The 19,823-nt window shown below is 61.6% G+C and carries 17 protein-coding genes and 1 riboswitch; of the genes, 12 read left to right on the forward strand and 5 right to left on the reverse strand.

Annotated features, from left to right (window positions below; all coding sequences use genetic code 11):
• Positions 1 to 23: 23 nt before the first annotated feature.
• The 3 genes from AB3G88_RS02430 to AB3G88_RS02440 all read right to left on the reverse strand — a co-directional run bounded on the left by AB3G88_RS02430 (position 24) and on the right by AB3G88_RS02440 (position 2,443).
• Complete coding sequence (locus AB3G88_RS02430) at positions 24 to 836, reverse strand: aldo/keto reductase (protein ID WP_480453064.1); 813 nt, start codon at positions 834 to 836, stop codon at positions 24 to 26.
• Positions 833 to 2,008 carry an NAD(P)/FAD-dependent oxidoreductase gene (locus AB3G88_RS02435; RefSeq protein ID WP_480453066.1) on the reverse strand — a complete coding sequence of 392 codons (1,176 nt, stop codon included), beginning with the start codon at positions 2,006 to 2,008 and terminating at the stop codon, positions 833 to 835. Before AB3G88_RS02435 ends, AB3G88_RS02430 begins: the two co-directional genes overlap by 4 nt.
• 99 nt (positions 2,009 to 2,107) lie before the next feature.
• Positions 2,108 to 2,443 carry a DMT family transporter gene (locus AB3G88_RS02440; protein WP_003236297.1) on the reverse strand — a complete coding sequence of 112 codons (336 nt, stop codon included), beginning with the start codon at positions 2,441 to 2,443 and terminating at the stop codon, positions 2,108 to 2,110.
• Between the two features lie 97 nt (positions 2,444 to 2,540).
• Between AB3G88_RS02440 and AB3G88_RS02445 the strand changes: the two genes are divergently transcribed.
• Entirely contained in the window at positions 2,541 to 3,431 is an 891-nt protein-coding gene (locus AB3G88_RS02445; RefSeq protein ID WP_112193106.1) for a LysR family transcriptional regulator, read from the forward strand.
• 23 nt (positions 3,432 to 3,454) lie between these two features.
• Positions 3,455 to 4,732 (forward strand): lipid IV(A) 3-deoxy-D-manno-octulosonic acid transferase, encoded by a 1,278-nt coding sequence (gene waaA, locus AB3G88_RS02450; protein WP_480453069.1) that lies wholly within the window; start codon positions 3,455 to 3,457, stop codon positions 4,730 to 4,732.
• Between the two features lie 22 nt (positions 4,733 to 4,754).
• On the opposite strand, the gene AB3G88_RS02455 is transcribed toward waaA, so the two are convergent.
• On the reverse strand, positions 4,755 to 6,194 hold the full coding sequence (locus AB3G88_RS02455; RefSeq protein ID WP_480453071.1) for a TolC family outer membrane protein: 1,440 nt from the start codon (positions 6,192 to 6,194) through the stop codon (positions 4,755 to 4,757).
• Between the two features lie 196 nt (positions 6,195 to 6,390).
• Positions 6,391 to 6,496: riboswitch (TPP riboswitch) on the forward strand.
• A 147-nt stretch (positions 6,497 to 6,643) separates the two neighbouring features.
• Between AB3G88_RS02455 and thiC the strand changes: the two genes are divergently transcribed.
• Together thiC and cytX are read left to right on the forward strand one after the other, a co-directional pair.
• On the forward strand, positions 6,644 to 8,533 hold the full coding sequence (thiC, locus tag AB3G88_RS02460; protein WP_099583699.1) for a phosphomethylpyrimidine synthase ThiC: 1,890 nt from the start codon (positions 6,644 to 6,646) through the stop codon (positions 8,531 to 8,533).
• Between the two features lie 145 nt (positions 8,534 to 8,678).
• The gene (gene cytX / locus AB3G88_RS02465; RefSeq protein WP_480453073.1) at positions 8,679 to 9,968 is read left to right on the forward strand and encodes a putative hydroxymethylpyrimidine transporter CytX; all 1,290 of its coding nucleotides are present in this window, start codon (positions 8,679 to 8,681) and stop codon (positions 9,966 to 9,968) included.
• Here the strand turns inward: cytX and AB3G88_RS02470 are convergent.
• Positions 9,937 to 10,674: an RsiV family protein gene (locus tag AB3G88_RS02470; protein WP_099583697.1), complete on the reverse strand. Its 738-nt coding sequence runs from the start codon at positions 10,672 to 10,674 to the stop codon at positions 9,937 to 9,939. The genes cytX and AB3G88_RS02470 overlap by 32 nt on opposite strands.
• 192 nt (positions 10,675 to 10,866) lie before the next feature.
• On the opposite strand from AB3G88_RS02470, the gene AB3G88_RS02475 reads away from it, so the two are divergent.
• The 8 genes from AB3G88_RS02475 (at position 10,867) to AB3G88_RS02510 (ending at position 19,675) form a co-directional block, all read left to right on the forward strand.
• Complete coding sequence (locus tag AB3G88_RS02475) at positions 10,867 to 11,484, forward strand: NUDIX domain-containing protein (protein WP_480453076.1); 618 nt, start codon at positions 10,867 to 10,869, stop codon at positions 11,482 to 11,484.
• A complete protein-coding gene (locus tag AB3G88_RS02480) occupies positions 11,475 to 11,924 on the forward strand; it encodes a DUF1249 domain-containing protein (protein WP_003171323.1) in 450 nt (149 codons plus the stop codon). The genes AB3G88_RS02475 and AB3G88_RS02480 overlap by 10 nt, the downstream gene beginning before the upstream one ends.
• 98 nt (positions 11,925 to 12,022) lie before the next feature.
• Entirely contained in the window at positions 12,023 to 12,838 is an 816-nt protein-coding gene (gene cpdA / locus AB3G88_RS02485) for a 3',5'-cyclic-AMP phosphodiesterase (RefSeq protein WP_480453078.1), read from the forward strand.
• 49 nt (positions 12,839 to 12,887) lie between these two features.
• Positions 12,888 to 13,496, forward strand: a complete 609-nt coding sequence (locus tag AB3G88_RS02490) for a YqiA/YcfP family alpha/beta fold hydrolase (RefSeq protein WP_099583694.1) — start codon at positions 12,888 to 12,890, stop codon at positions 13,494 to 13,496.
• Between the two features lie 54 nt (positions 13,497 to 13,550).
• Positions 13,551 to 15,455 carry a DNA topoisomerase IV subunit B gene (parE, locus tag AB3G88_RS02495; RefSeq protein ID WP_099583693.1) on the forward strand — a complete coding sequence of 635 codons (1,905 nt, stop codon included), beginning with the start codon at positions 13,551 to 13,553 and terminating at the stop codon, positions 15,453 to 15,455.
• Complete coding sequence (locus AB3G88_RS02500) at positions 15,455 to 16,450, forward strand: esterase-like activity of phytase family protein (RefSeq protein WP_099583692.1); 996 nt, start codon at positions 15,455 to 15,457, stop codon at positions 16,448 to 16,450. Before parE ends, AB3G88_RS02500 begins: the two co-directional genes overlap by 1 nt.
• A 73-nt stretch (positions 16,451 to 16,523) precedes the next feature.
• Positions 16,524 to 18,788 carry a DNA topoisomerase IV subunit A gene (parC, locus tag AB3G88_RS02505; protein WP_480453080.1) on the forward strand — a complete coding sequence of 755 codons (2,265 nt, stop codon included), beginning with the start codon at positions 16,524 to 16,526 and terminating at the stop codon, positions 18,786 to 18,788.
• A 176-nt stretch (positions 18,789 to 18,964) separates the two neighbouring features.
• Positions 18,965 to 19,675 carry a PqiC family protein gene (locus AB3G88_RS02510; protein WP_178075326.1) on the forward strand — a complete coding sequence of 237 codons (711 nt, stop codon included), beginning with the start codon at positions 18,965 to 18,967 and terminating at the stop codon, positions 19,673 to 19,675.
• The last annotated feature ends 148 nt before the right edge of the window (positions 19,676 to 19,823 follow it).

Consider the following 19,823-nt stretch of genomic DNA (forward strand, 5'->3'; position numbering starts at 1 on the left):
CGGGGTCGGCCGCGTGGGCGGCATCAGAGTTGACGAATGACCTTGGCAGCGGTCGCCACGTTATGGGCCAGGTGCAGCGGATTAATGGTCCCGACAATAGCACTGGCGACGCCGGTTTGCGCAAACAACAGCATGAAGCTCGCATGTATTGGATCCATTCCAGGCTCAAGGCAAACGTGGCCACTGGCCAGCGCCTTTTTGACCAGAATGCCTTTGTCATGGGCCGCCGCATATTCAATGACGGCTTTCTCTGTCTGTTCGTTCAGATTGTAAGTGACCATCGCGCAATCACCTTGTTCCAAAGCCTTCACGCCGCCTTCGACGGTTTTGCCGGAGAAGCCGAAGCCGCGAATCTTGCCCTCTTTTTTCAGCTCCGCCAGGGTTTGGTAGACCTCGCAGTCGTTGAGGATGTGCAGGTCGTTGCCATCGGAGTGCACCAGCACCAGGTCGATAAAATCCGTTTCAAGTCGTTTCAAGCTGCGCTCAATGGACAGCCGGGTGTGGGCAGCACTGAAGTCGTGCTGCGAGACGCCGTTTTCGAACTCTTCGCCGACCTTGCTGACGATCACCCAATCCTTGCGCTGGCCGCGTAACAGCGGCCCCAAGCGTTCTTCGCTGCGCCCATAGGCCGGTGCGGTGTCGATCAGGTTGATGCCCAACTGGCGGGCCTGGCGCAGGAGCATCCGCGCTTCATCGTCATCCGGAATCTGGAAGCCGTTAGGGTATTTCACACCCTGGTCGCGGCCCAGCTTGACGGTGCCCAGGCCCAGCGGCGAGACCAGAATGCCGGTGCTGCCCAAAGGGCGATGCAGGTCGTGCAAGGTGGGTAGGCTCATGGCAGCAGTTGCTCCCAGGCCGGTACGCCGAGGGCGGGTTTAGGCAGCTCAGGCAGTGGCTCGCAGGTGTTCGGGCGGATACCGTCACGTTCGAGGCTGTTGATCACCCGATCGGCGAAGTCTGGCGCCAACGCCAGTTTGGTTGGCCATCCTACCAGCAGGCGACCTTCTTCTGCGACAAAGGCGTTGTCGGGACGGCTCAGGCCTGATTGCAGCGGCTCGGCACGGTCCACGCGCAGAGTGGCCCAGCGGGTCTGGCTCATGTCGATCCAGGGCAGCAATTGTGCGAGTTCTTTCTGGGCGGTGGCGATTTGCTCTTCGGGCGTGCGCGCCACGCCATCGGCCTCGGCAATATCACCGCCCATGTACCACACCCAGTTGCCATCGGCAGCCGGATGGGTGGTCACGGTGATACGCGGCTTGGTGCCGCCGCCCAGGCAATGGGCGTACAGCGGCTTCAGGCCGGGGCCTTTGGCAATGATCATGTGCAACGGGCGCTTTTGCATGGCCGGGTTGCTCAGGCCCAGTGTTGCCAGGAGTTCAGCGGTGCCGCCGCCGGCACTCAGGACGATGCGCTGGGCGCGGATTTCGCGGCCATCGACCTTCAAACCCACCAGTTTGTTGCCTTCATAAAGCGGTTCGATCTGCTGCCCTGCAAGCAAGCCGTCACCGGCCAAGTGCGCGAGGCGGTTGATCAGGCTTGGCACATCCACCACCAACTCGGCCAGGCGATACACCTTGCCTTTGAAACGGCGGTCTTGCAGTGCCGCTGGCAGGTCGTCGCCCTTGACCTGATCGACACGGCCACGCACGGCCTTGCTGGCAAAAAAGCTGGTGAGGTTGCCGGCGATCGTGCCGGGGGACCACAGGTAATGGGCTTCGGACAGCAAGCGCACGCCGGACAGGTCCAGCTCGCCGTTGCCCGCCAGGGCTTCACGCCAGCGGCGCGGCATATCGGCTATCGCTTCGGAGGCACCGGTAAGGGCGCCGTGCAGGGCGTATTTCGCACCGCCGTGAATGATCCCCTGGGACTTCAGACTTTGCCCGCCACCCAACGTGGCACTTTCCACCACCACCGTGGAAAACCCCTGGCGGCGCAGGCGCGCATTCAGCCAGAGGCCGGCAACTCCGGCGCCGACAATCAGAACGTCGGTGGACATAACGGATGGCATGGGCGACCTCATTTCTAAACAAGGCCGCAAGTATACATTCTCAAACCGTGCACACCGTAGGCGCTGTCGAGCTTTAGCGAGGCTGCGAATATCGGGTGCTTAATGCCCGGCGGTTTTCGAGAACAACTGGATAACCACCACGCCCAGCACAATCAGGCCCATCCCCAGCATCGCCGGGACATCCAGCTTCTGCCCGTAGATAAACAGCGCCGCGATACTGACCATCACGATGCCCATCCCGGCCCACACGGCGTAGGCCACACCCACCGGCACCGTGCGCACCACCAGCGTCAGCATCCAGAAGGCCACGCCGTAGCCGACGATCACCAGCAGTAACGGGATTGGCGTGCTCCAACCCTTGATGGCTTTCATCGAGACAGTAGCAATCACTTCCGAGCAAATGGCGATAGCCAGGTAATAGTAGGCAGGGTTCATGGCGTCAATCCTCGGTGTGCAGCGCATTGGATAAGGTCGGCATTCTAGAGCTTTGCCAGATGGGGTAAAGTCATTACCTATCCGATTGGGAGATGGGTTGGCCATGCAGTGGAATCTGGAACAGATGCGCCTGTTTGTCGACGTCGCCGAGCAGCGTTCGTTTTCGGCCGTGGCGCGTGGGCAGCGCAAGGCGCAATCGGCGGTGAGCAATGCAGTTGCGCTGCTGGAGGCAGACCTGGGCGTGAGCCTGTTTGAGCGTAGCAGTGGCCGCCAGCCGCGCCTGACGGAAGCCGGCAGCGTATTGCTGGAAGAGGCGCGCGAAGTGCTGCGTCAATGTGAGCGGCTCAACGGCCGGGCGTTGTCGCTGACCCGTGGTGAAGAAGCCTGCCTGCGCCTGGCTCAGGACGAGGCGATGCTGTTCCAGCCGGTGCTCGACAGCCTTGAGGCGCTGGCGGTGCAATACCCTTTGCTGGAAGTGCAGCTGTCCAGTGCCGCCCAAGGCGACGTGGCGCGCAAATTGGTGGAGCGCAAGGCGGACCTGGGCCTGTTGTTCTATCACGATCAGATTCCCGAGGCCCTTGAGCGGCGCGTGGTGGGCAGTGTGGAAATGGTCACGGTCTGCGGTGTGAACCACCCGCTGGCCAAGGACGGGTACGTGACGTGCCAGCGCCTGGCCCAGTACCGGCAACTGCTGATGTCGACGCAGACCAGTGTCTATCCCGGCAGCGAAGCCGCCAGCCCGCTGGTGTGGCGCGCCGACAGTTTCTACGTATTGGCCGAATGGCTGATGAGTGGCCTGGGCTGGGCCTGGCTGCCGCGGCACATCGTGCAATATCCGACTTATCAGCAACAAATGGTTGAGTTGGGCAGCGAGTGGACGCCGCCGGCCCTGGTGGTAGAGCTGGTATGGCGCCGCGATGAGCACCTCGGGCCCGCGGCACGTTTCCTCGCCGAACGTTTTGCCGAGTGCCTGCGGGCGATTGATTGAAAAAGTGGATAAACTCCGCCGCCATGAATAGAACTCTCTACAGCTGTCTGTTTTACCTGGCGCTGCCGTTGGTGGCTTTACGTCTGTGGCTGCGCGCCCGCAAGGCGCCGGCCTACGCCGAGCGCGTGGGCGAGCGCTTCTCTTATGGCTTGCCGGTGATGAAGCCGGGCGGGATCTGGGTGCATGCCGTGTCAGTGGGCGAAAGCATTGCCGCCGCGCCGATGATCCGCGGGCTACTGCAGCGTTATCCACAGCTGCCGATCACCGTCACCTGCATGACGCCCACCGGCTCCGAGCGGATCCAGGCGTTGTTCGCCAAGGAGCCGCGCATCCAGCACTGCTATTTGCCCTACGACTTGCCGTGCGCGGCCAAGCGTTTTCTCGACCGCGTGCAGCCCAGGCTCGCGGTGATCATGGAAACCGAGCTGTGGCCCAACCATATCCACGCCTGCGCTCGGCGCGGTATTCCGGTGGCGTTGGCCAATGCGCGGCTGTCGGCCCGTTCGGCCAAGGGTTATGGACGTTTCGCCAAGCTGACGGCGCCGATGCTGGCGCAAATGAGTTTGTTCGCTGTGCAGACGCACACCGAGGCCCAGCGCTTCTTGAGCCTTGGCGCGCGGCCGGAGACTGTAGAGGTGACCGGTTCAATCAAGTTCGACCTGACCATCGACCCGCAACTGCTGGAGCGAGCGGCCGCATTGCGCGAGCAATGGGGCGCCAGCGAGCGTCCGGTGTGGATCGCCGCCAGTACTCACGAAGGTGAAGATGAGGTGGTGTTGGCCGCGCATCGTCAGTTGCTCGCCAGCTATCCCAATGCATTACTGATTCTGGTGCCGCGTCATCAGGAGCGTTTTGGTCCGATGTTCGAGCTGTGCAAGCAGCAAGGGTTTGCCACGGTGCGCCGTTCCACCGGCGAGCCCGTCAGTGCACACACCTCGGTGCTGCTCGGCGATACCATGGGCGAGTTGCTGTTTCTGTATGCCCTGGCCGACAGCGCCTTCGTCGGCGGCAGCCTGGTGGCGACCGGCGGGCACAACCCTCTGGAGCCGGCGGCGCTGGCCAAGCCGGTGATCATGGGGCCGCATGTGTTCAACTTCCTCGAAATCACCGCGATGATGCGCGAAGCCGGGGCTTTGCGTGAGGTGGATGACGCGCAAGGGTTGGCCGAAGCCGTGCGGCAGCTGTTCGAGCTGCCGCAGGATGCGCGTCGGATGGCGCAGGCGGGGCTCAAGGTGATGCAGGCCAACCAAGGCGCGCTGAAGCGCCTGCTGGATGGGTTGGCCAGACTGATCACTCACTGACTCAACAATGATCCAAGTGTGTTCAATAACCCGGTCGGGCTTTGAGTTGTTCGGCGGCAGCCTTGGCCAGGTCCGGCGGCAGGAAGTCTTTATCAGGGTTGTAGTCCGCCTTCAGGTACCGCGTCAGGTCCTGCAAATCCCCTGGATTCAAGGTGCCCGCCGCCTGCTTCAGGCGCAGGTTGTCGAGGATGTAGTCGTAGCGGCTGTTGTTGTAGTTGCGCACCGACGAGTAGAGCTGGCGCTGTGAGTCCAGCACGTCGACGATATTGCGCGTACCCACCTGGTAACCGATTTCCGTGGCTTCCACCGCGCTCTGGTTGGAGATGATCGACTGGCGGCGCGCCTGCACCTGTTCCACATCGGTGTTCACGGCGCGGTGCAGGTTGCGCGTATTTTCCACTACCTGTCGGCGCAGGCCTTCGCGCTGCTGCTCGGTCTGGCCCAGGCGCGAGTACGACTCACGCACTTGCGAGCTGGTCAGGCCGCCGCTGTACAGCGGGATGCTCAGGCGCAGGCCGATGGTGCGCTGCTCGACATCACCGCGATACGGCGTGCCGAAGGCATTTGGGTTGCTGAAGCCGAGGGCGTCGTTATCGCCTTTTTCGTACTGCGCCACCGCATCCAGGGTCGGCGCGTGGCCAGCCTTGCGCTGCTTGAGGGTTTCTTCGGCAGCGGTAACGGCGTAGTTGCTGGCCAGCAGGTTCAGGTTCTGGCGGCCGGCGGTTTCGACCCACGCCTTGGCGTCGTTCGGCAGCGGCGGCAACACCGGCAACGTGTGCACGATGCCCTGGATCGAGTTGTACTGGCGGTTGGTCAAGGTGATCAGCGCTTCAAAGGCGTCATCCACCTGGCGCTGGGCCAGGATGCGGTTGGCGCGAGCGGTATCGTAGCTGGCTTGGGATTGCAGCACGTCGGTCTTGTCCGACAGGCCCACATCGAAGCGCTCGTTGGACTGGTCCAGTTGGCGCTTGAAGGCGTTCTCTTCGGCCTTGGTGGAGGCCAGGTTGTCCTGGGCGCGCAGCACGGCGAAATAGCTCTCTGCGCTTTGCAGGATCAGGTTCTGTTCCGTGGCTGACAGTTGCAATGCGGCCTGCTCGTTGACGGCCTCGGCGGCTTGCAGCTGGAACCAGCGGTCGGCGCGGAACAGCGGCTGGCTCAGGGTTGCGCGCCAGGAATGGGCGTCGCGGTTGGCAGTGGCCGCTGGTGTGTCGATCTGGGTGCGCACGTTGTTGATATCGGCACCGGCCGACAAATTCGGCAGCAACCCGGCGCGTGCCTGGGGCACCACTTCTTTTTGCGCGCCGTATTGGGCGCGGGCGGCAGCCAGGTTGGCGTTGTTATCCACCGCTTCCTGATAGACGCTGACCAGATCGGTTCTGGCAGACAAGGGCGCTTCTGCTGCCCAGACCATTGCGTTGGTCGCACAAGACACGGCAACAGCCAGTGAAAGTTTGCGCAGCATGAGGCGATCCCTAGTGTGAATATTACGGTGATAATTTAGCGCCCAAGGCTACGGCTGGCCATTCCTGGCGTCAAGCCTTGAGGCAGCACCCGAGTGTAGTGGTGCGACCCCGGCACAACAATCCTGCAATTGCGCCATTCATCACGCTGAATGCTCCACTGTTGGCAATTTGCCCACGGCATGGTCTAGACTGGCCGCGTTCTTGTCGGGGTGCCTTGTTGGAAGGCTGAGATCGGTAAATACCGGATCCCGTTGAACCTGATCAGGTTAGCGCCTGCGTAGGGAACAAGATTTCTCGTCACCCGGCGAGTCCTCTTGTGCTTCGTCCGGGATGCTGTTCGACACTCGAACAGTCCTCGTGCGCCAAGCACAGCACTGGTTTCAGTGCGTCCATCCGTCACAGGTTCGCTCCGACAAAAATCCACCGCCTGGATATGTTGGAGCCCGTGATGACGACAAAACTAAAAAACACTGTGCATTTAAGTGAATCGGCCAAGGTCGACTCCGGCTCTGTGCAGCCGTTTACCCGCTCGCAAAAAATCTACGTGCAGGGCACTCGCCCGGACATTCGTGTGCCGATGCGTGAGATCAGCCTGGACGTGACCCCCACCGATTTCGGCGGTGAAATCAACGCCCCCGTGGTGGTCTATGACACCTCCGGGCCGTACACCGACCCCAATGTGATCATCGACGTGCGCAAAGGCCTGGGCGATGTGCGCTCGCCGTGGATTGAAGTGCGCGGCGACACCGAGCGCCTGTCCGGCCTGAGCTCGCACTTCGGCCAGCAACGGCTCAGCGACGCCGAACTGACCGCATTGCGCTTTGCCCACGTGAAGAACCCGCGCCGCGCCAAGGCCGGTGCCAACGTCACCCAGATGCACTACGCACGCAAAGGCATCATCACCGCCGAGATGGAATACGTCGCCATCCGCGAAAACATGAAGCTTGAAGAGGCCCGCGCCAGTGGCCTGCTGGACCAGCAACACGCTGGCCACAGCTTCGGCGCCAGCGTGCCGAAAATCATTACCCCCGAGTTTGTGCGCGAAGAAATCGCCCGTGGCCGCGCAATCATCCCGGCCAACATCAACCACACCGAGTTGGAGCCGATGATCATCGGTCGCAACTTCCTGGTGAAGATCAACGGCAACATCGGCAACAGCGCCCTGGGTTCGTCCATCGAAGAAGAAGTGGCGAAACTCACCTGGGGCATTCGCTGGGGGTCGGACACCGTGATGGACCTGTCCACCGGCAAGCACATCCACGAAACCCGCGAGTGGATCATCCGCAACTCGCCGGTGCCGATTGGTACCGTGCCGATCTACCAGGCCCTGGAAAAAGTCGGTGGCGCCGCCGAAGACCTGACCTGGGAGCTGTTCCGCGACACCCTGATCGAACAGGCCGAGCAGGGCGTCGACTACTTCACCATCCACGCCGGCGTTTTGCTGCGCTACGTGCCGCTGACTGCCAAGCGCGTCACCGGCATCGTGTCCCGTGGCGGTTCGATCATGGCCAAGTGGTGCCTGGCGCACCATAAAGAGAACTTCACCTACACGCATTTCGACGAAATCTGCGAAATCATGAAGGCCTATGACGTCAGCTTCTCCCTCGGCGACGGCCTGCGCCCTGGCTCGATTGCCGACGCCAATGACGCCGCGCAGTTCGGCGAACTGGAAACCCTCGGTGAACTGACCAAGACCGCCTGGAAGCACGACGTGCAAACCATGATCGAAGGCCCCGGCCACGTGCCGATGCAGTTGATCAAGGAGAACATGGACAAGCAGCTTGAATGCTGCGACGAGGCGCCGTTCTACACCCTCGGCCCGTTGACCACCGACATCGCGCCGGGTTACGACCACATCACCTCCGGTATCGGTGCGGCGATGATCGGCTGGTTCGGCTGCGCCATGCTGTGCTACGTCACGCCCAAGGAGCACCTGGGCCTGCCGAACAAGGATGACGTGAAGACCGGGATCATCACCTACAAGATCGCGGCCCACGCGGCAGACTTGGCAAAAGGTCATCCGGGCGCGCAGATCCGCGACAACGCCTTGAGCAAGGCGCGCTTCGAGTTCCGCTGGGAAGACCAGTTCAACCTCGGCCTGGACCCGGACACCGCACGTTCCTATCACGACGAAACCCTGCCGAAGGACTCGGCCAAGGTCGCGCATTTCTGCTCGATGTGCGGGCCGAAATTCTGTTCGATGAAAATCACCCAGGAAGTGCGTGAATACGCGGCCAACCAGCGCATTGACGCGGTGGATGTGGATGTGGCCAAGGGGCTGGCGGAGCAGGCGGAGCGGTTCAAGCAGGAGGGGAGTCAGCTGTACAAGAAGGTCTGATCCGGGGTTGGCGGTAACTGTGCCGGCCTCATCGGGGGCAAGCCCCCTCCCACATTTGAATTGTGAACACTTTCAAAACTGTGGGAGGGGGCTTGCCCCCGATTGCTATCTCCCAAACAACAAATGTTCTTCAGAGATAAAACCCTTGAGCATTCAACCCAGCACCTATTCCCCCGACATCGCGGTGCCTGCTGACAAAAGAGTCTTCGGCGCCCGCGACCTGTTCTCCCTGTGGTTCTCCCTCGGCATCGGCCTGATGGTCCTGCAAACCGGCGCGTTGCTCGCTCCGGGCCTGGGCCTTAGCGGTTCATTGCTGGCAATCTTTCTCGGCACCCTGGTCGGCGTGCTCTTGCTGGCCGCCGTCGGCGTGATCGGCAGCGATACCGGCCTGTCCGCCATGGCCGCGCTCAAGCTCAGCCTCGGCGCCAAGGGTGCAAGCCTGCCGGCGTTGCTGAACCTGCTGCAACTGATCGGCTGGGGCTCGTTCGAAATCATCGTGATGCGCGATGCCGCCAGCCTGCTGGGCACGCGGGCATTCAGCGAGGGCAGCCTGTTGGCCAGTCCTGTGTTGTGGACGCTGTTTTTTGGCGGCCTGGCGACCTTGCTGGCAGTCAGCGGTCCATTGACCTTTGTGCGTCAGATCCTGCGCAAATGGGGCATCTGGCTGCTGCTCGCCGCCTGCGTGTGGCTGACTTGGAACCTGTTTGCCAAGGCCGACCTGGCCGCGTTATGGGCTCAGGCCGGTGACGGTTCGCTGCCATTTGCGGTGGGCTTTGATATTGCCATCGCCATGCCGCTGTCGTGGCTGCCGCTGATTGCCGATTACTCCCGTTTCGGCAAGCGCGCCAAAAGTGTCTTCGGCGGCACCGCGCTGGGATTCTTTATCGGTAATTTCTGGCTGATGAGCCTGGGCGTGGCCTATACCCTGGCGTTCGCGCCAAGCGGCGAAGTGAACGCGCTGCTCCTGGCGTTGGCGGGTGCGGGCCTGGGGATTCCGCTGCTGCTGATCCTGTTGGATGAGTCGGAAAACGCCTTTGCCGATATTCACTCGGCGGCGGTGTCCAGCGGGATTTTGTTGCGCTTGAAAGTCGAGCACCTGGCATTGGCTATCGGGGTGATCTGCACCTTGATCGCCTGTTTTGCGCCGTTGGCCCAGTACCAGAACTTCTTGCTGTTGATCGGCTCGGTGTTCGCGCCGTTGTTCGGCGTCGTGTTGGTGGATCATTTCCTCCTGCGCCGTCGTGGCCAGGGTGTGGTCACCAGCCTGCATTGGTCGGCGTTGCTGGCCTGGCTGGGTGGCATCGCCACTTACCACTTGTTGGCGAATCTCTACCCGGATGTCGGCGCAACCCTGCCGGCGCTGGTGCTGGCAGGGTTGCTGCAGTTCATCCTGGGTCGCGCCTTCAGCGGCGCGCAGGCACCAGCTCAGGCTTGAGGATGCCTTCCAGGCGCGAGTAGGGAATCTGCAACTCGACATGGCCCAAGGCATACGGCGCGATGGTGGTGGTGGGGTACTTGAGGACCACGCCACCATAGGTCAGCGCCACGTTCGGGGTTTTCTGGAAGGGGTAGGTTTTCACGAACTCCGGTTCCAGGCTCAGGCGGGTGCTGATCAGCCAACTGTTGTGCGCCACCTGGGCGGCTTTCCAGAAGGCGTCTTCCTTGCCCGGCAGTAGCATATCGGTGAGCGACAGCGCTTTTTGCTGCTGGCGCGAATAGTTGATGAACGCACGGCCCGGCTCGCCATGGGTGGCGCCCTGATCCAGGTAGCTGGACAGTTCGATAATCACCAAGCCGTCATGCTGCTCCCGTACCTTGGCCTGCAAATACATGCTGTTGCTGGGCGCCGCGGTTTTCAGGAATTGCTCGCGATAGCTCTCAAGGCTGGTCGGCAGCGGGTTGGCGCCGGTCATTTCCAGCAGGCGCTGTTCAATCAAGGCGTCGAGCTTGGGGTCTTTGGCAAAGTGCACGGTGTCGATATTCACCAACGCGCAATCGGCGCTGGCACAGCCCGGCCGGGTTTGTTCGGTGGTGTCGCGGGTGGCTTCCAGCGGGGTGCGCCAGTTGGGTTGGAACAGGCTTTGGCAGGCGCCGAGGGTCAAGGCGATGCAGGCCACGGAGGCGATTTTTAAAAGCGACATGGATGTCCTTCGTCTATCGATAAGAGCGAAATTGTGCAGCTTCGACTACCTGCAAGGCAGTCAGTTCGCCACTAAGCTGATTAGAGTGAGTTTGACCGCCGCCGTCTATCCCGGCAACCGGAAAGGGGCTGCATCCTAGGGCGCGAGCGCGTTAGGATGGCGCGAATTGCTCAGGCATAACGAGGAAAGGATATGACGGACACCGCAAAATCGACGCCGAGCAAGATTGAGATTGTTCAGCGCGACAATGCCTACAAGGGCTTCTACCAGCTTGATCGCGTGCAACTGCGCCACGAAAAGTTCGATGGCGGCATGAGTCGTGTAATCAACCGCGAAGTTTTCGTCCGTCACGACGCGGTGTGTGTCCTGCCGTACGACCCGCAGCGCGATGAAGTGGTATTGATCGAGCAGTTCCGAGTAGGTGCCATGGGCCGCAGCAACAACCCTTGGCTGGTGGAAATGGTCGCGGGGCTGATCGACAAGGAAGAACAGCCAGAGGAGGTTGCACACCGCGAAGCCGAGGAGGAAGCAGGGCTGACGTTCTCCGCGCTGTGGCCGATCACCAAGTATTTCCCGTCGCCCGGTGGCAGTACCGAGTTTGTGCATTTGTACCTGGGCCGTTGCGAGAGCGTCGGTGCCGGTGGTGTCCATGGACTGGAAGAAGAGGCAGAAGATATCCGCGTCACCGTCTGGGCCTTCGAAGATGCCCTGCAAGCGGTGCGCGACGGTAAGATTTCCAACGCAGCCAGCATTATCGCCCTGCAATGGCTTGCGCTTAATCGCGCGGAAGTGAGGGGGTTATGGCAGTAAAGGCGCGGGAACGTTATCGAGTCGACCTGATCGGGCTGCAAGCCGCCTGCGAAGCCAACTATGCGCGGCTGATGCGCCTGTTGCCCGACATGCGCCACGCCCCCGAGGCGCGGCGTATCGGCGTTACCCATGGCGACCAGATGCTCGGCGTGCTGGCCCTGGAAGTCATCGTCAACTGCCCATACACCACCACCCTGCGCGTGCGCCAGGAGCACAGCCTGCCTTGGCTGCCGGTGCCGCAACTGGAAGTGCAGGTCTACCACGACGCCCGTATGGCGGAAGTGATCAGCGCCGAACATGCACGACGCTTTCGCAGCATCTATCCTTACCCCAACGTGTTCATGCACCAGCCCGATGAGAAAGCGCAGCTCAATGTGTTCCTCGGTGAGTGGTTGAGCCATTGCCTGGCCCTGGGTCATGAGTTCGAAGTCGTGCGGTAGATGTGAACTGCGTCTGCTTCCCTGGGTTTCCTCTTTGCGTTCTGCCCCAGCATAATCGCCCCAATTGTCCATTCCTGTGATTGCCTTGGGAGAGCGCCTTGCCGAGCGTATCCACCGTGAACCCCGATGCACCGGTATTGCTGGTGCAACTGTCCGACAGTCATTTGTTTGCCGAGGCCGACGCTGTGCTGTTGGGCATGAATACCCGTGACAGCCTGCAAGGCGTCATCGAATTGGTGCGCGCGCAGCAGCCGCACATCGATTTGGTGTTGGCCACGGGGGACCTGTCACAGGACGGCACGCTGGAGTCGTACCAGCAGTTTCGTGACATGACCCGGCAGATCGACGCCCCGGCGCGCTGGATTCCCGGTAATCATGACGAACCGCAAATCATGGCCCACGCCGCCGTGCACAGCGATTTATTGGAGCCGGTGGTGGATGTGGGCAACTGGCGGGTCATCCTGCTGGACTCCGCCGTACCCGGTTCCGTGCCGGGTTACCTGCAAGACCAACAACTGCAACTACTGGCTCAGGCTCTGAGCGAAGCGCCAAACCGTCACCATCTGGTGTGCTTTCACCATCACCCGGTGTCCATCGGCTGTGCCTGGATGGAGCCCATCGGCCTGCGCAACCCCGAGGCGCTGTTTGCCGTGCTGGACCGCTTCCCCCAGGTCAAGGCCGTACTCTGGGGTCATGTGCATCAGGAAATCGACCGTGAGCGCAACGGCGTGCGCCTGCTGGCATCGCCGTCCACCTGTATCCAGTTCGCTCCGGGCAGCGAGGACTTCAAGGTCAGTGAGGACGCGCCAGGCTATCGTTGGCTGCGTTTGCATGCCGACGGACGGTTGGAAACTGGTGTAGAGCGGCTGGCCGGCTTCGCGTTTATGGTGGATTACGGTAGCAACGGCTACTGAGATTTACCTGTAAACTGCGCCCTTTTGGCGCAAGCACGGAGAGCCCGGTATGTCTGCTTCGATCCTGTATATCCACGGTTTCAACAGTGCGCCGGCGTCCAACAAGGCCAGCCAGCTCATCACCGTGATGGACAGCCTCGGCCTGGCCGACCAACTGCGTGTGCCGGCCCTGCATCACCACCCGCGTCAGGCCATTCCTCAGTTGGAGGAGGCCATTGTCCAACTGGGGCGGCCACTGCTGGTCGGCAGCTCACTCGGCGGCTACTATGCAACCCATCTTGCCGAGCGCCATGGCCTCAAGGCGCTGCTGGTCAACCCGGCGGTGAGCCCCCATCGGATGTTCGACGGTTACCTGGGCACCCAGAAGAACCTCTACACCGATGAAACCTGGGAATTGACCCACGACCACGTCACGGCGCTGGCCGAGCTGGAAGTGCCGGCGCCCCAGGACGCGGCGCGTTACCAGGTGTGGTTGCAGACCGGGGATGAAACCCTGGATTATCGCCTCGCCCAGCAGTATTACCGGGCCTGTGCCTTGCGCATCCAGGCCGGTGGCGACCATGGTTACCAAGGGTTCGCCCAGCAATTGCCGGCGCTGCTCAGCTTTGCCGGCATTGGCGCAGATCAGTATCAATCCTTCGATTTTTCGGCACTGTAATTGCCTTGGAAACCGCAGGTTACTTTTTAATCGAACGACTCACGACGAGACCCCATGGCCACTCCCAGCGCTAGCTCTTATAACGCCGACGCCATCGAAGTCCTCTCGGGCCTCGACCCGGTGCGCAAACGCCCCGGCATGTACACCGACACCAGTCGGCCGAACCACCTTGCCCAGGAAGTCATCGACAACAGCGTCGACGAAGCCTTGGCCGGGCACGCCAAGTCGGTGCACGTCATTCTCCACGCTGACCACTCCCTGGAAGTGTCCGACGATGGTCGCGGCATGCCGGTGGACATTCACCCGGAAGAGGGCGTGTCGGGCGTCGAGCTGATCCTCACCAAGCTGCACGCAGGCGGCAAGTTCTCCAACAAGAACTACCAGTTCTCCGGTGGCTTGCACGGTGTGGGTATTTCCGTGGTCAACGCCCTGTCGACGCTGGTGCGGGTCAAGGTCAAGCGCGATGGCAACGAGTACCAGATGACCTTCGCCGATGGCTACAAAGCCACCGACCTGGAAGTGATCGGCACCGTGGGCAAACGCAATACCGGCACCAGCGTGTACTTTGCGCCGGACCCGAAATACTTCGATTCGCCGAAGTTCTCCATCAGCCGCCTCAAGCATGTGCTCAAGGCCAAGGCCGTGTTGTGCCCGGGCCTGCTGGTGACCTTTGAAGACAAAGGCACCGGCGAGAAGGTCGAATGGCACTTTGAGGACGGCCTGCGCTCCTACCTGGAAGATTCCGTCAGCGACTTCGAACGCCTGCCAAACGAGCCGTTCTGCGGCAGCCTGGCCGGTAATAAAGAAGCGGTCGACTGGGCGCTGCTGTGGTTGCCCGAGGGCGGCGACAGTGTGCAGGAAAGCTACGTCAACCTGATCCCCACCGCCCAGGGCGGCACCCACGTCAACGGTTTGCGCCAGGGGCTGCTGGATGCCATGCGCGAATTCTGCGAATACCGCAGCCTGCTGCCGCGAGGTGTAAAGCTGGCGCCGGAAGACGTGTGGGAGCGCATCGCGTTCGTGCTGTCGATGAAGATGCAGGAGCCACAGTTCTCCGGGCAGACCAAAGAGCGTCTGTCGTCCCGTGAGGCGGCAGCATTTGTCTCCGGTGTGGTCAAGGACGCCTTTAGCCTGTGGCTCAACGAGCATCCTGAGCTGGGCCTGGCCCTGGCCGAACTGGCGATCAACAACGCCGGCCGTCGCCTCAAGGCCAGCAAGAAGGTCGAGCGCAAGCGCATCACCCAGGGCCCGGCATTGCCCGGCAAACTGGCCGATTGCGCCGGGCAGGATCCGATGCGTTCCGAGCTGTTCCTGGTGGAAGGTGATTCCGCCGGCGGTTCCGCCAAGCAAGCGCGGGACAAGGAATTCCAGGCGATCCTGCCGTTGCGCGGCAAGATCCTCAACACCTGGGAAGTCGACGGCAGTGAAGTCCTGGCCAGCCAGGAAGTGCACAACATCGCCGTGGCCATTGGTGTTGATCCAGGTTCGGCGGATATCGCCCAACTGCGCTACGGCAAGATCTGCATCCTCGCCGACGCCGACTCCGACGGCCTGCACATCGCTACATTGCTCTGTGCGCTGTTCGTACAGCACTTCCGCCCGCTGGTGGATGCCGGTCACGTCTACGTCGCCATGCCGCCGCTGTATCGCATTGACCTGGGCAAGGAGATTTTCTATGCCCTGGATGAAGCCGAGCGCGACGGCATCCTCGACCGCCTGGTTGCCGAGAAGAAGCGCGGCAAGCCACAGGTCACGCGATTCAAAGGCCTGGGCGAAATGAACCCGCCGCAATTGCGTGAAACCACCATGGATCCGAACACCCGACGCCTGGTGCAGTTGACCCTGGAAGACTACGCCGGCACTTCGGAAATGATGGACATGCTGCTGGCGAAGAAGCGTGCGCCGGATCGTAAGGCGTGGCTGGAATCCAAAGGCAACCTGGCCGAGGTGCTGGGCTGATGCGCACAGGCGTCGCCCTGGCGATCCTGATGTTGAGCGGGCTGGCGGCCACCCCGGTGGTGGCTGCGCCCGTGGCCGAGCTCAAGCTCGTGTCCGAGCACCCGGTGGACGGCATGCGCGGCGGCAACCTGTCGGGTCTGGCTATGTGCGGCAAGGAGTTGTGGACGGTTTCCGACCGTGACGACGACCAGATCTACCGCCTGGATATCAGCGCGCCGACCTGGCAGGCCGAAACGCTGAAAATCGATGTCCCGCCCGTGCCGGAGTCCGGTCTGCCGTGGGGGCTGCGTTCGCGCACCAAGGCTGCTTCGTTCATTCGCGGTGGCGACCTGGATTTTGAAGGAATCAGCTGCGATGCCGCCGGTAATCGCTACATCGTCAGTGAAGCCCATGCGGCGGTGCTGCAGGTGCCGGTCACGGGCGCGCCTGAATGGCTGAAGATTGCCCCAGGCATGGTGCGTGAAGCGCGGGCCAGTGGCATGTTGCTGCACTTCAATGCCTTGTTCGAAGGCTTGGCGGTGAACCCGCAAGGCAATCAGATCTGGTTGGCGGCGGAGCGCGAGCGGCGCGGCTTGATTTCCATCAAGCGCCCGCAAAGCCTGTGGGATTGTGACGGCGCGTGCGTGTTGTTGAGTGAGGCCGGCCAGGAAGTACAGCCGGCCAAGTTCACCGACGCCAAGGCTGTGTCCAAGGATTTCGCTGATCTTTCCCTGTTCAACGGCAAGCTGTTCACTCTGGAGCGCAACGCGTTCCAGATTTGCCGCCGCGATGCGGTCACGGCCAAGGTTGAGCTGTGCTGGTCGTTTGCCGACGAAACCCTGACGCCCGAGCGGCGTTACGCCCAGCCCTATGGCTTGGCTGAAGCCCTGGTGGTGGACGCTGAGGGCGCATGGCTGGGTATCGACAACAACTTCGGCCCCCGCGCCGATGGTGAAAAACGCCCGGTGGTCTATCGTTTTGCCGCCCCGGTCGGCGGCTGGAGTGCCCAGCCGTGAATGATCAAACACTTGAATTGACCCGGCGCAGCGGCATTTCCGCTGCGCCTTACCAAACAATGATGAGGCCCGCATGAGTGACATCCTCGCAGACAGCTTAGACGGCGTAGAGCGCCGGTCGCTGGCTGACTTCACCGAAAATGCCTACCTCAACTACTCCATGTACGTGATCATGGACCGTGCCTTGCCGCATATCGGCGACGGCCTCAAGCCTGTGCAGCGGCGCATCATCTACGCCATGAGCGAGCTGGGCCTGGATGCCGATTCCAAGCACAAGAAGTCGGCGCGTACCGTCGGTGACGTGCTGGGTAAGTTCCACCCCCACGGCGACTCGGCCTGCTATGAAGCCATGGTGCTGATGGCGCAGCCGTTCAGCTACCGCTACACGCTGGTAGATGGCCAGGGTAACTGGGGCGCGCCGGATGATCCCAAGTCCTTCGCCGCCATGCGTTACACCGAAGCGCGTTTGTCGCGTTACTCGGAAGTGCTGCTCAGCGAACTCGGCCAGGGCACTGCGGATTGGGGCCCGAACTTTGACGGCACTCTGGACGAGCCTCTGGTGTTGCCTGCACGTTTGCCGAATATCCTGCTCAATGGCACCACCGGTATTGCGGTTGGCATGGCCACCGACGTACCGCCGCACAACCTGCGGGAAGTCGCCACGGCTTGCGTGCGTTTGCTGGATGAGCCAAAAGCTACGGTCGAGCAGCTCTGCGAGCATATCCAGGGTCCGGATTACCCGACCGAAGCGGAAATCATCACGCCGCGTGCCGACCTGCTGAAGATGTACGAAACCGGCAAGGGCTCGGTGCGCATGCGCGCCGTCTACCACATCGAGGACGGCGACATTATTGTCACCGCGCTGCCGCACCAGGTGTCCGGCGCCAAGGTGCTGGAGCAGATCGCCGCGCTGATGCAGGCCAAACCGTCGAAACTGCCTCAGGTCGCCGACCTGCGTGATGAGTCCGACCACGAAAACCCATGCCGCATCGTGATCATTCCGACCAACAGCCGGGTCGATCACGAAGTGCTGATGCAGCACCTGTTCGCCAGCACGGACCTTGAGTCCAGCTACCGGGTCAACGTCAACATCATTGGCCTGGACGGCAAGCCACAGCTGAAAAACCTGCGCAACCTGCTGGTGGAGTGGCTGGAGTTCCGGGTACAGACCGTTCGTCGCCGCCTGCAATTCCGCCTGGACAAGGTCGAACGCCGCCTGCACCTGTTGGATGGCTTGCTGATCGCCTATCTCAACCTGGATGAAGTGATCCACATCATCCGTACCGCCGAGCACCCGAAAGCCGAGTTGATTGCGCGCTTCGAGCTGAGCGAGATCCAGGCTGACTACATCCTCAACACCCGCTTGCGTCAATTGGCGCGACTGGAAGAGATGAAGCTACGTGACGAACAGGACGCGTTGCTCAAGGAACAAGCCAAGCTGCAAGCCCTGCTGGGCAGCGAAGCCAAGCTGAAAAAGCTGGTGCGCAGCGAGCTGATCAAAGACGCCGAAACCTATGGCGATGACCGTCGTTCGCCAATCGTGCAGCGCGCTGAAGCCAAGGCGCTGACAGAAACCGAACTGCTGCCTAACGAGAAAATTACCGTCGTTCTGTCGGAAAAGGGTTGGGTTCGTTCAGCCAAAGGGCATGATATTGACGCCACTGGCCTGTCTTACAAAGCGGGTGATGGCTTTAAAACCGCCGCAGCCGGGCGTTCCAACCAGTTTGCGGTGTTTATCGACTCCACGGGGCGCAGCTATTCGGTGCCGGCGCATACCTTGCCGTCCGCGCGGGGGCAGGGCGAGCCGTTGACCGGGCGTCTGACGCCGCCGCCAGGGGCGAATTTTGAATGCGTGCTGCTGCCGGATGATGACTCGCTGTATGTCATTGCCTCCGACGCCGGTTACGGGTTTGTGGTCAAGGGTGAAGACCTGCAGGCCAAGAACAAGGCGGGCAAGGCGCTGTTGAGCCTGCCGAACAGCGCCAAGGTGATCTTGCCGCGACCGGTGGATGACCGTGAGAGCAATTGGCTGGCGTCGGTGACTACCGAAGGGCGCTTGCTGGTGTTCAAGATCAGTGATCTGCCGCAGTTGGGCAAAGGCAAGGGCAACAAGATTATTGGTATTCCAGGGGAGCGGGTGGCCAGTCGCGAAGAGTACGTGACCGACATCGCAGTGATCCCGGAGGGCGCTACTTTGGTACTTCAGGCCGGTAAACGCACGCTGTCGCTGCGTCCCGATGACCTTGAGCACTACAAGGGCGAGCGTGGCCGGCGTGGTAATAAACTGCCGCGAGGTTTCCAGCGGGTAGACGCATTGCTGGTGGAAACGCCCGTTTAAGGCGTACTAGAGCCCTCGATCTACGATTTAAAGCGTAGATCGACGCTTTGGCGCTGGAGTCACGGCGCATATTCACGGATGATATGGCCTTTCCAGCGCCGGCGTGGCCGAGCGTGTTTAGGTTATTTTTAGTATTACATTGTGGTTCGCCTTGTGGCAGCCACCTGGATGGGATGATGACTGCTCCACGCCTTCCTCTATTTTTGATGCTCGCTGGCCTTTTGGGGCTGGCGGGTTGCAGCACACACCAACCGGTGTCGCTGTACCAGCTGGACAGCGGAAGTCCGGCGCAACCCGCACAAAGTGCGGGTATGGCGGTTCTGCTGGGCCCGGTGGTTGTCGCCGACTACCTGCAACGCGAAACCCTGCTGCAACGTCAGAACGACGGCAGCCTGCAAGGTTCCACCGATGGTCGTTGGGCGGGCAGTTTGTCGTCCGACATCAACCAGTTGATGCTGCGCCAGGTAGCCGGTCATCTGGACAGCCAGCGTGTGGTCCTCTCACCTGCGCCCGCCGGTTTTTCGCCGGATGTGCAGGTTTTGCTGACCATTACGCGGCTGGATTCGGGGGCTTCGCAACCGGCGATCCTCGATGCGCAGTGGCGCTTGATCGACCGTCGTGGCCAGGTGCGCGACAGCCGCATCGTGCATTTGCAGGAGCAGCACGCCGGCACTACCGCGTCGCAGGTCCAGGCCCAGGGCGTGCTGTTGCAGAACCTGGCGCAGCAGTTGTCGGTGGCCCTCAAGCCATTGGCCAACCAGCCGCCGATTGCCGAGGCGCCGCGCAAGCAAGCCCCGGCGGTGCAGGCCAGGCCAGCAGAACCGCAGAAGCCTAAAATGCCGATGGCTACGCCGATCCGTACGGATATGGAAGTGTTCAGGTTCTGATCTGAATCGCACAAATAAAAAGGCCCGCTCATTCAGCGGGCCTTTTTATTTGTGTGCGATTAACTGTGGGAGGGGGCTTGCCCCCGATGGCTGAGTATCAGTTGGCACATCATTAACTGAACCACCGCTATCGGGGCAAGCCCCCTCC

This window comes from Pseudomonas arvensis, assembly GCF_056688935.1.

Bases quoted from the DNA above. Each gene is read 5' to 3' on its own strand.
- parC (WP_480453080.1), top strand. From the start codon at position 16,524: ATGAGTGACATCCTCGCAGACAGCTTAGACGGCGTAGAGCGCCGGTCG.
- AB3G88_RS02435 (WP_480453066.1), bottom strand. From the start codon at position 2,008: ATGCCATCCGTTATGTCCACCGACGTTCTGATTGTCGGCGCCGGAGTT.
- thiC (WP_099583699.1), top strand. From the start codon at position 6,644: ATGACGACAAAACTAAAAAACACTGTGCATTTAAGTGAATCGGCCAAG.
- AB3G88_RS02480 (WP_003171323.1), top strand. From the start codon at position 11,475: ATGGCAGTAAAGGCGCGGGAACGTTATCGAGTCGACCTGATCGGGCTG.
- AB3G88_RS02510 (WP_178075326.1), top strand. From the start codon at position 18,965: ATGACTGCTCCACGCCTTCCTCTATTTTTGATGCTCGCTGGCCTTTTG.
- AB3G88_RS02500 (WP_099583692.1), top strand. From the start codon at position 15,455: ATGCGCACAGGCGTCGCCCTGGCGATCCTGATGTTGAGCGGGCTGGCG.
- AB3G88_RS02455 (WP_480453071.1), bottom strand. From the start codon at position 6,194: ATGCTGCGCAAACTTTCACTGGCTGTTGCCGTGTCTTGTGCGACCAAC.
- AB3G88_RS02470 (WP_099583697.1), bottom strand. From the start codon at position 10,674: ATGTCGCTTTTAAAAATCGCCTCCGTGGCCTGCATCGCCTTGACCCTC.
- parE (WP_099583693.1), top strand. From the start codon at position 13,551: ATGGCCACTCCCAGCGCTAGCTCTTATAACGCCGACGCCATCGAAGTC.
- AB3G88_RS02475 (WP_480453076.1), top strand. From the start codon at position 10,867: ATGACGGACACCGCAAAATCGACGCCGAGCAAGATTGAGATTGTTCAG.
- AB3G88_RS02440 (WP_003236297.1), bottom strand. From the start codon at position 2,443: ATGAACCCTGCCTACTATTACCTGGCTATCGCCATTTGCTCGGAAGTG.
- AB3G88_RS02490 (WP_099583694.1), top strand. From the start codon at position 12,888: ATGTCTGCTTCGATCCTGTATATCCACGGTTTCAACAGTGCGCCGGCG.
- waaA (WP_480453069.1), top strand. From the start codon at position 3,455: ATGAATAGAACTCTCTACAGCTGTCTGTTTTACCTGGCGCTGCCGTTG.
- AB3G88_RS02430 (WP_480453064.1), bottom strand. From the start codon at position 836: ATGAGCCTACCCACCTTGCACGACCTGCATCGCCCTTTGGGCAGCACC.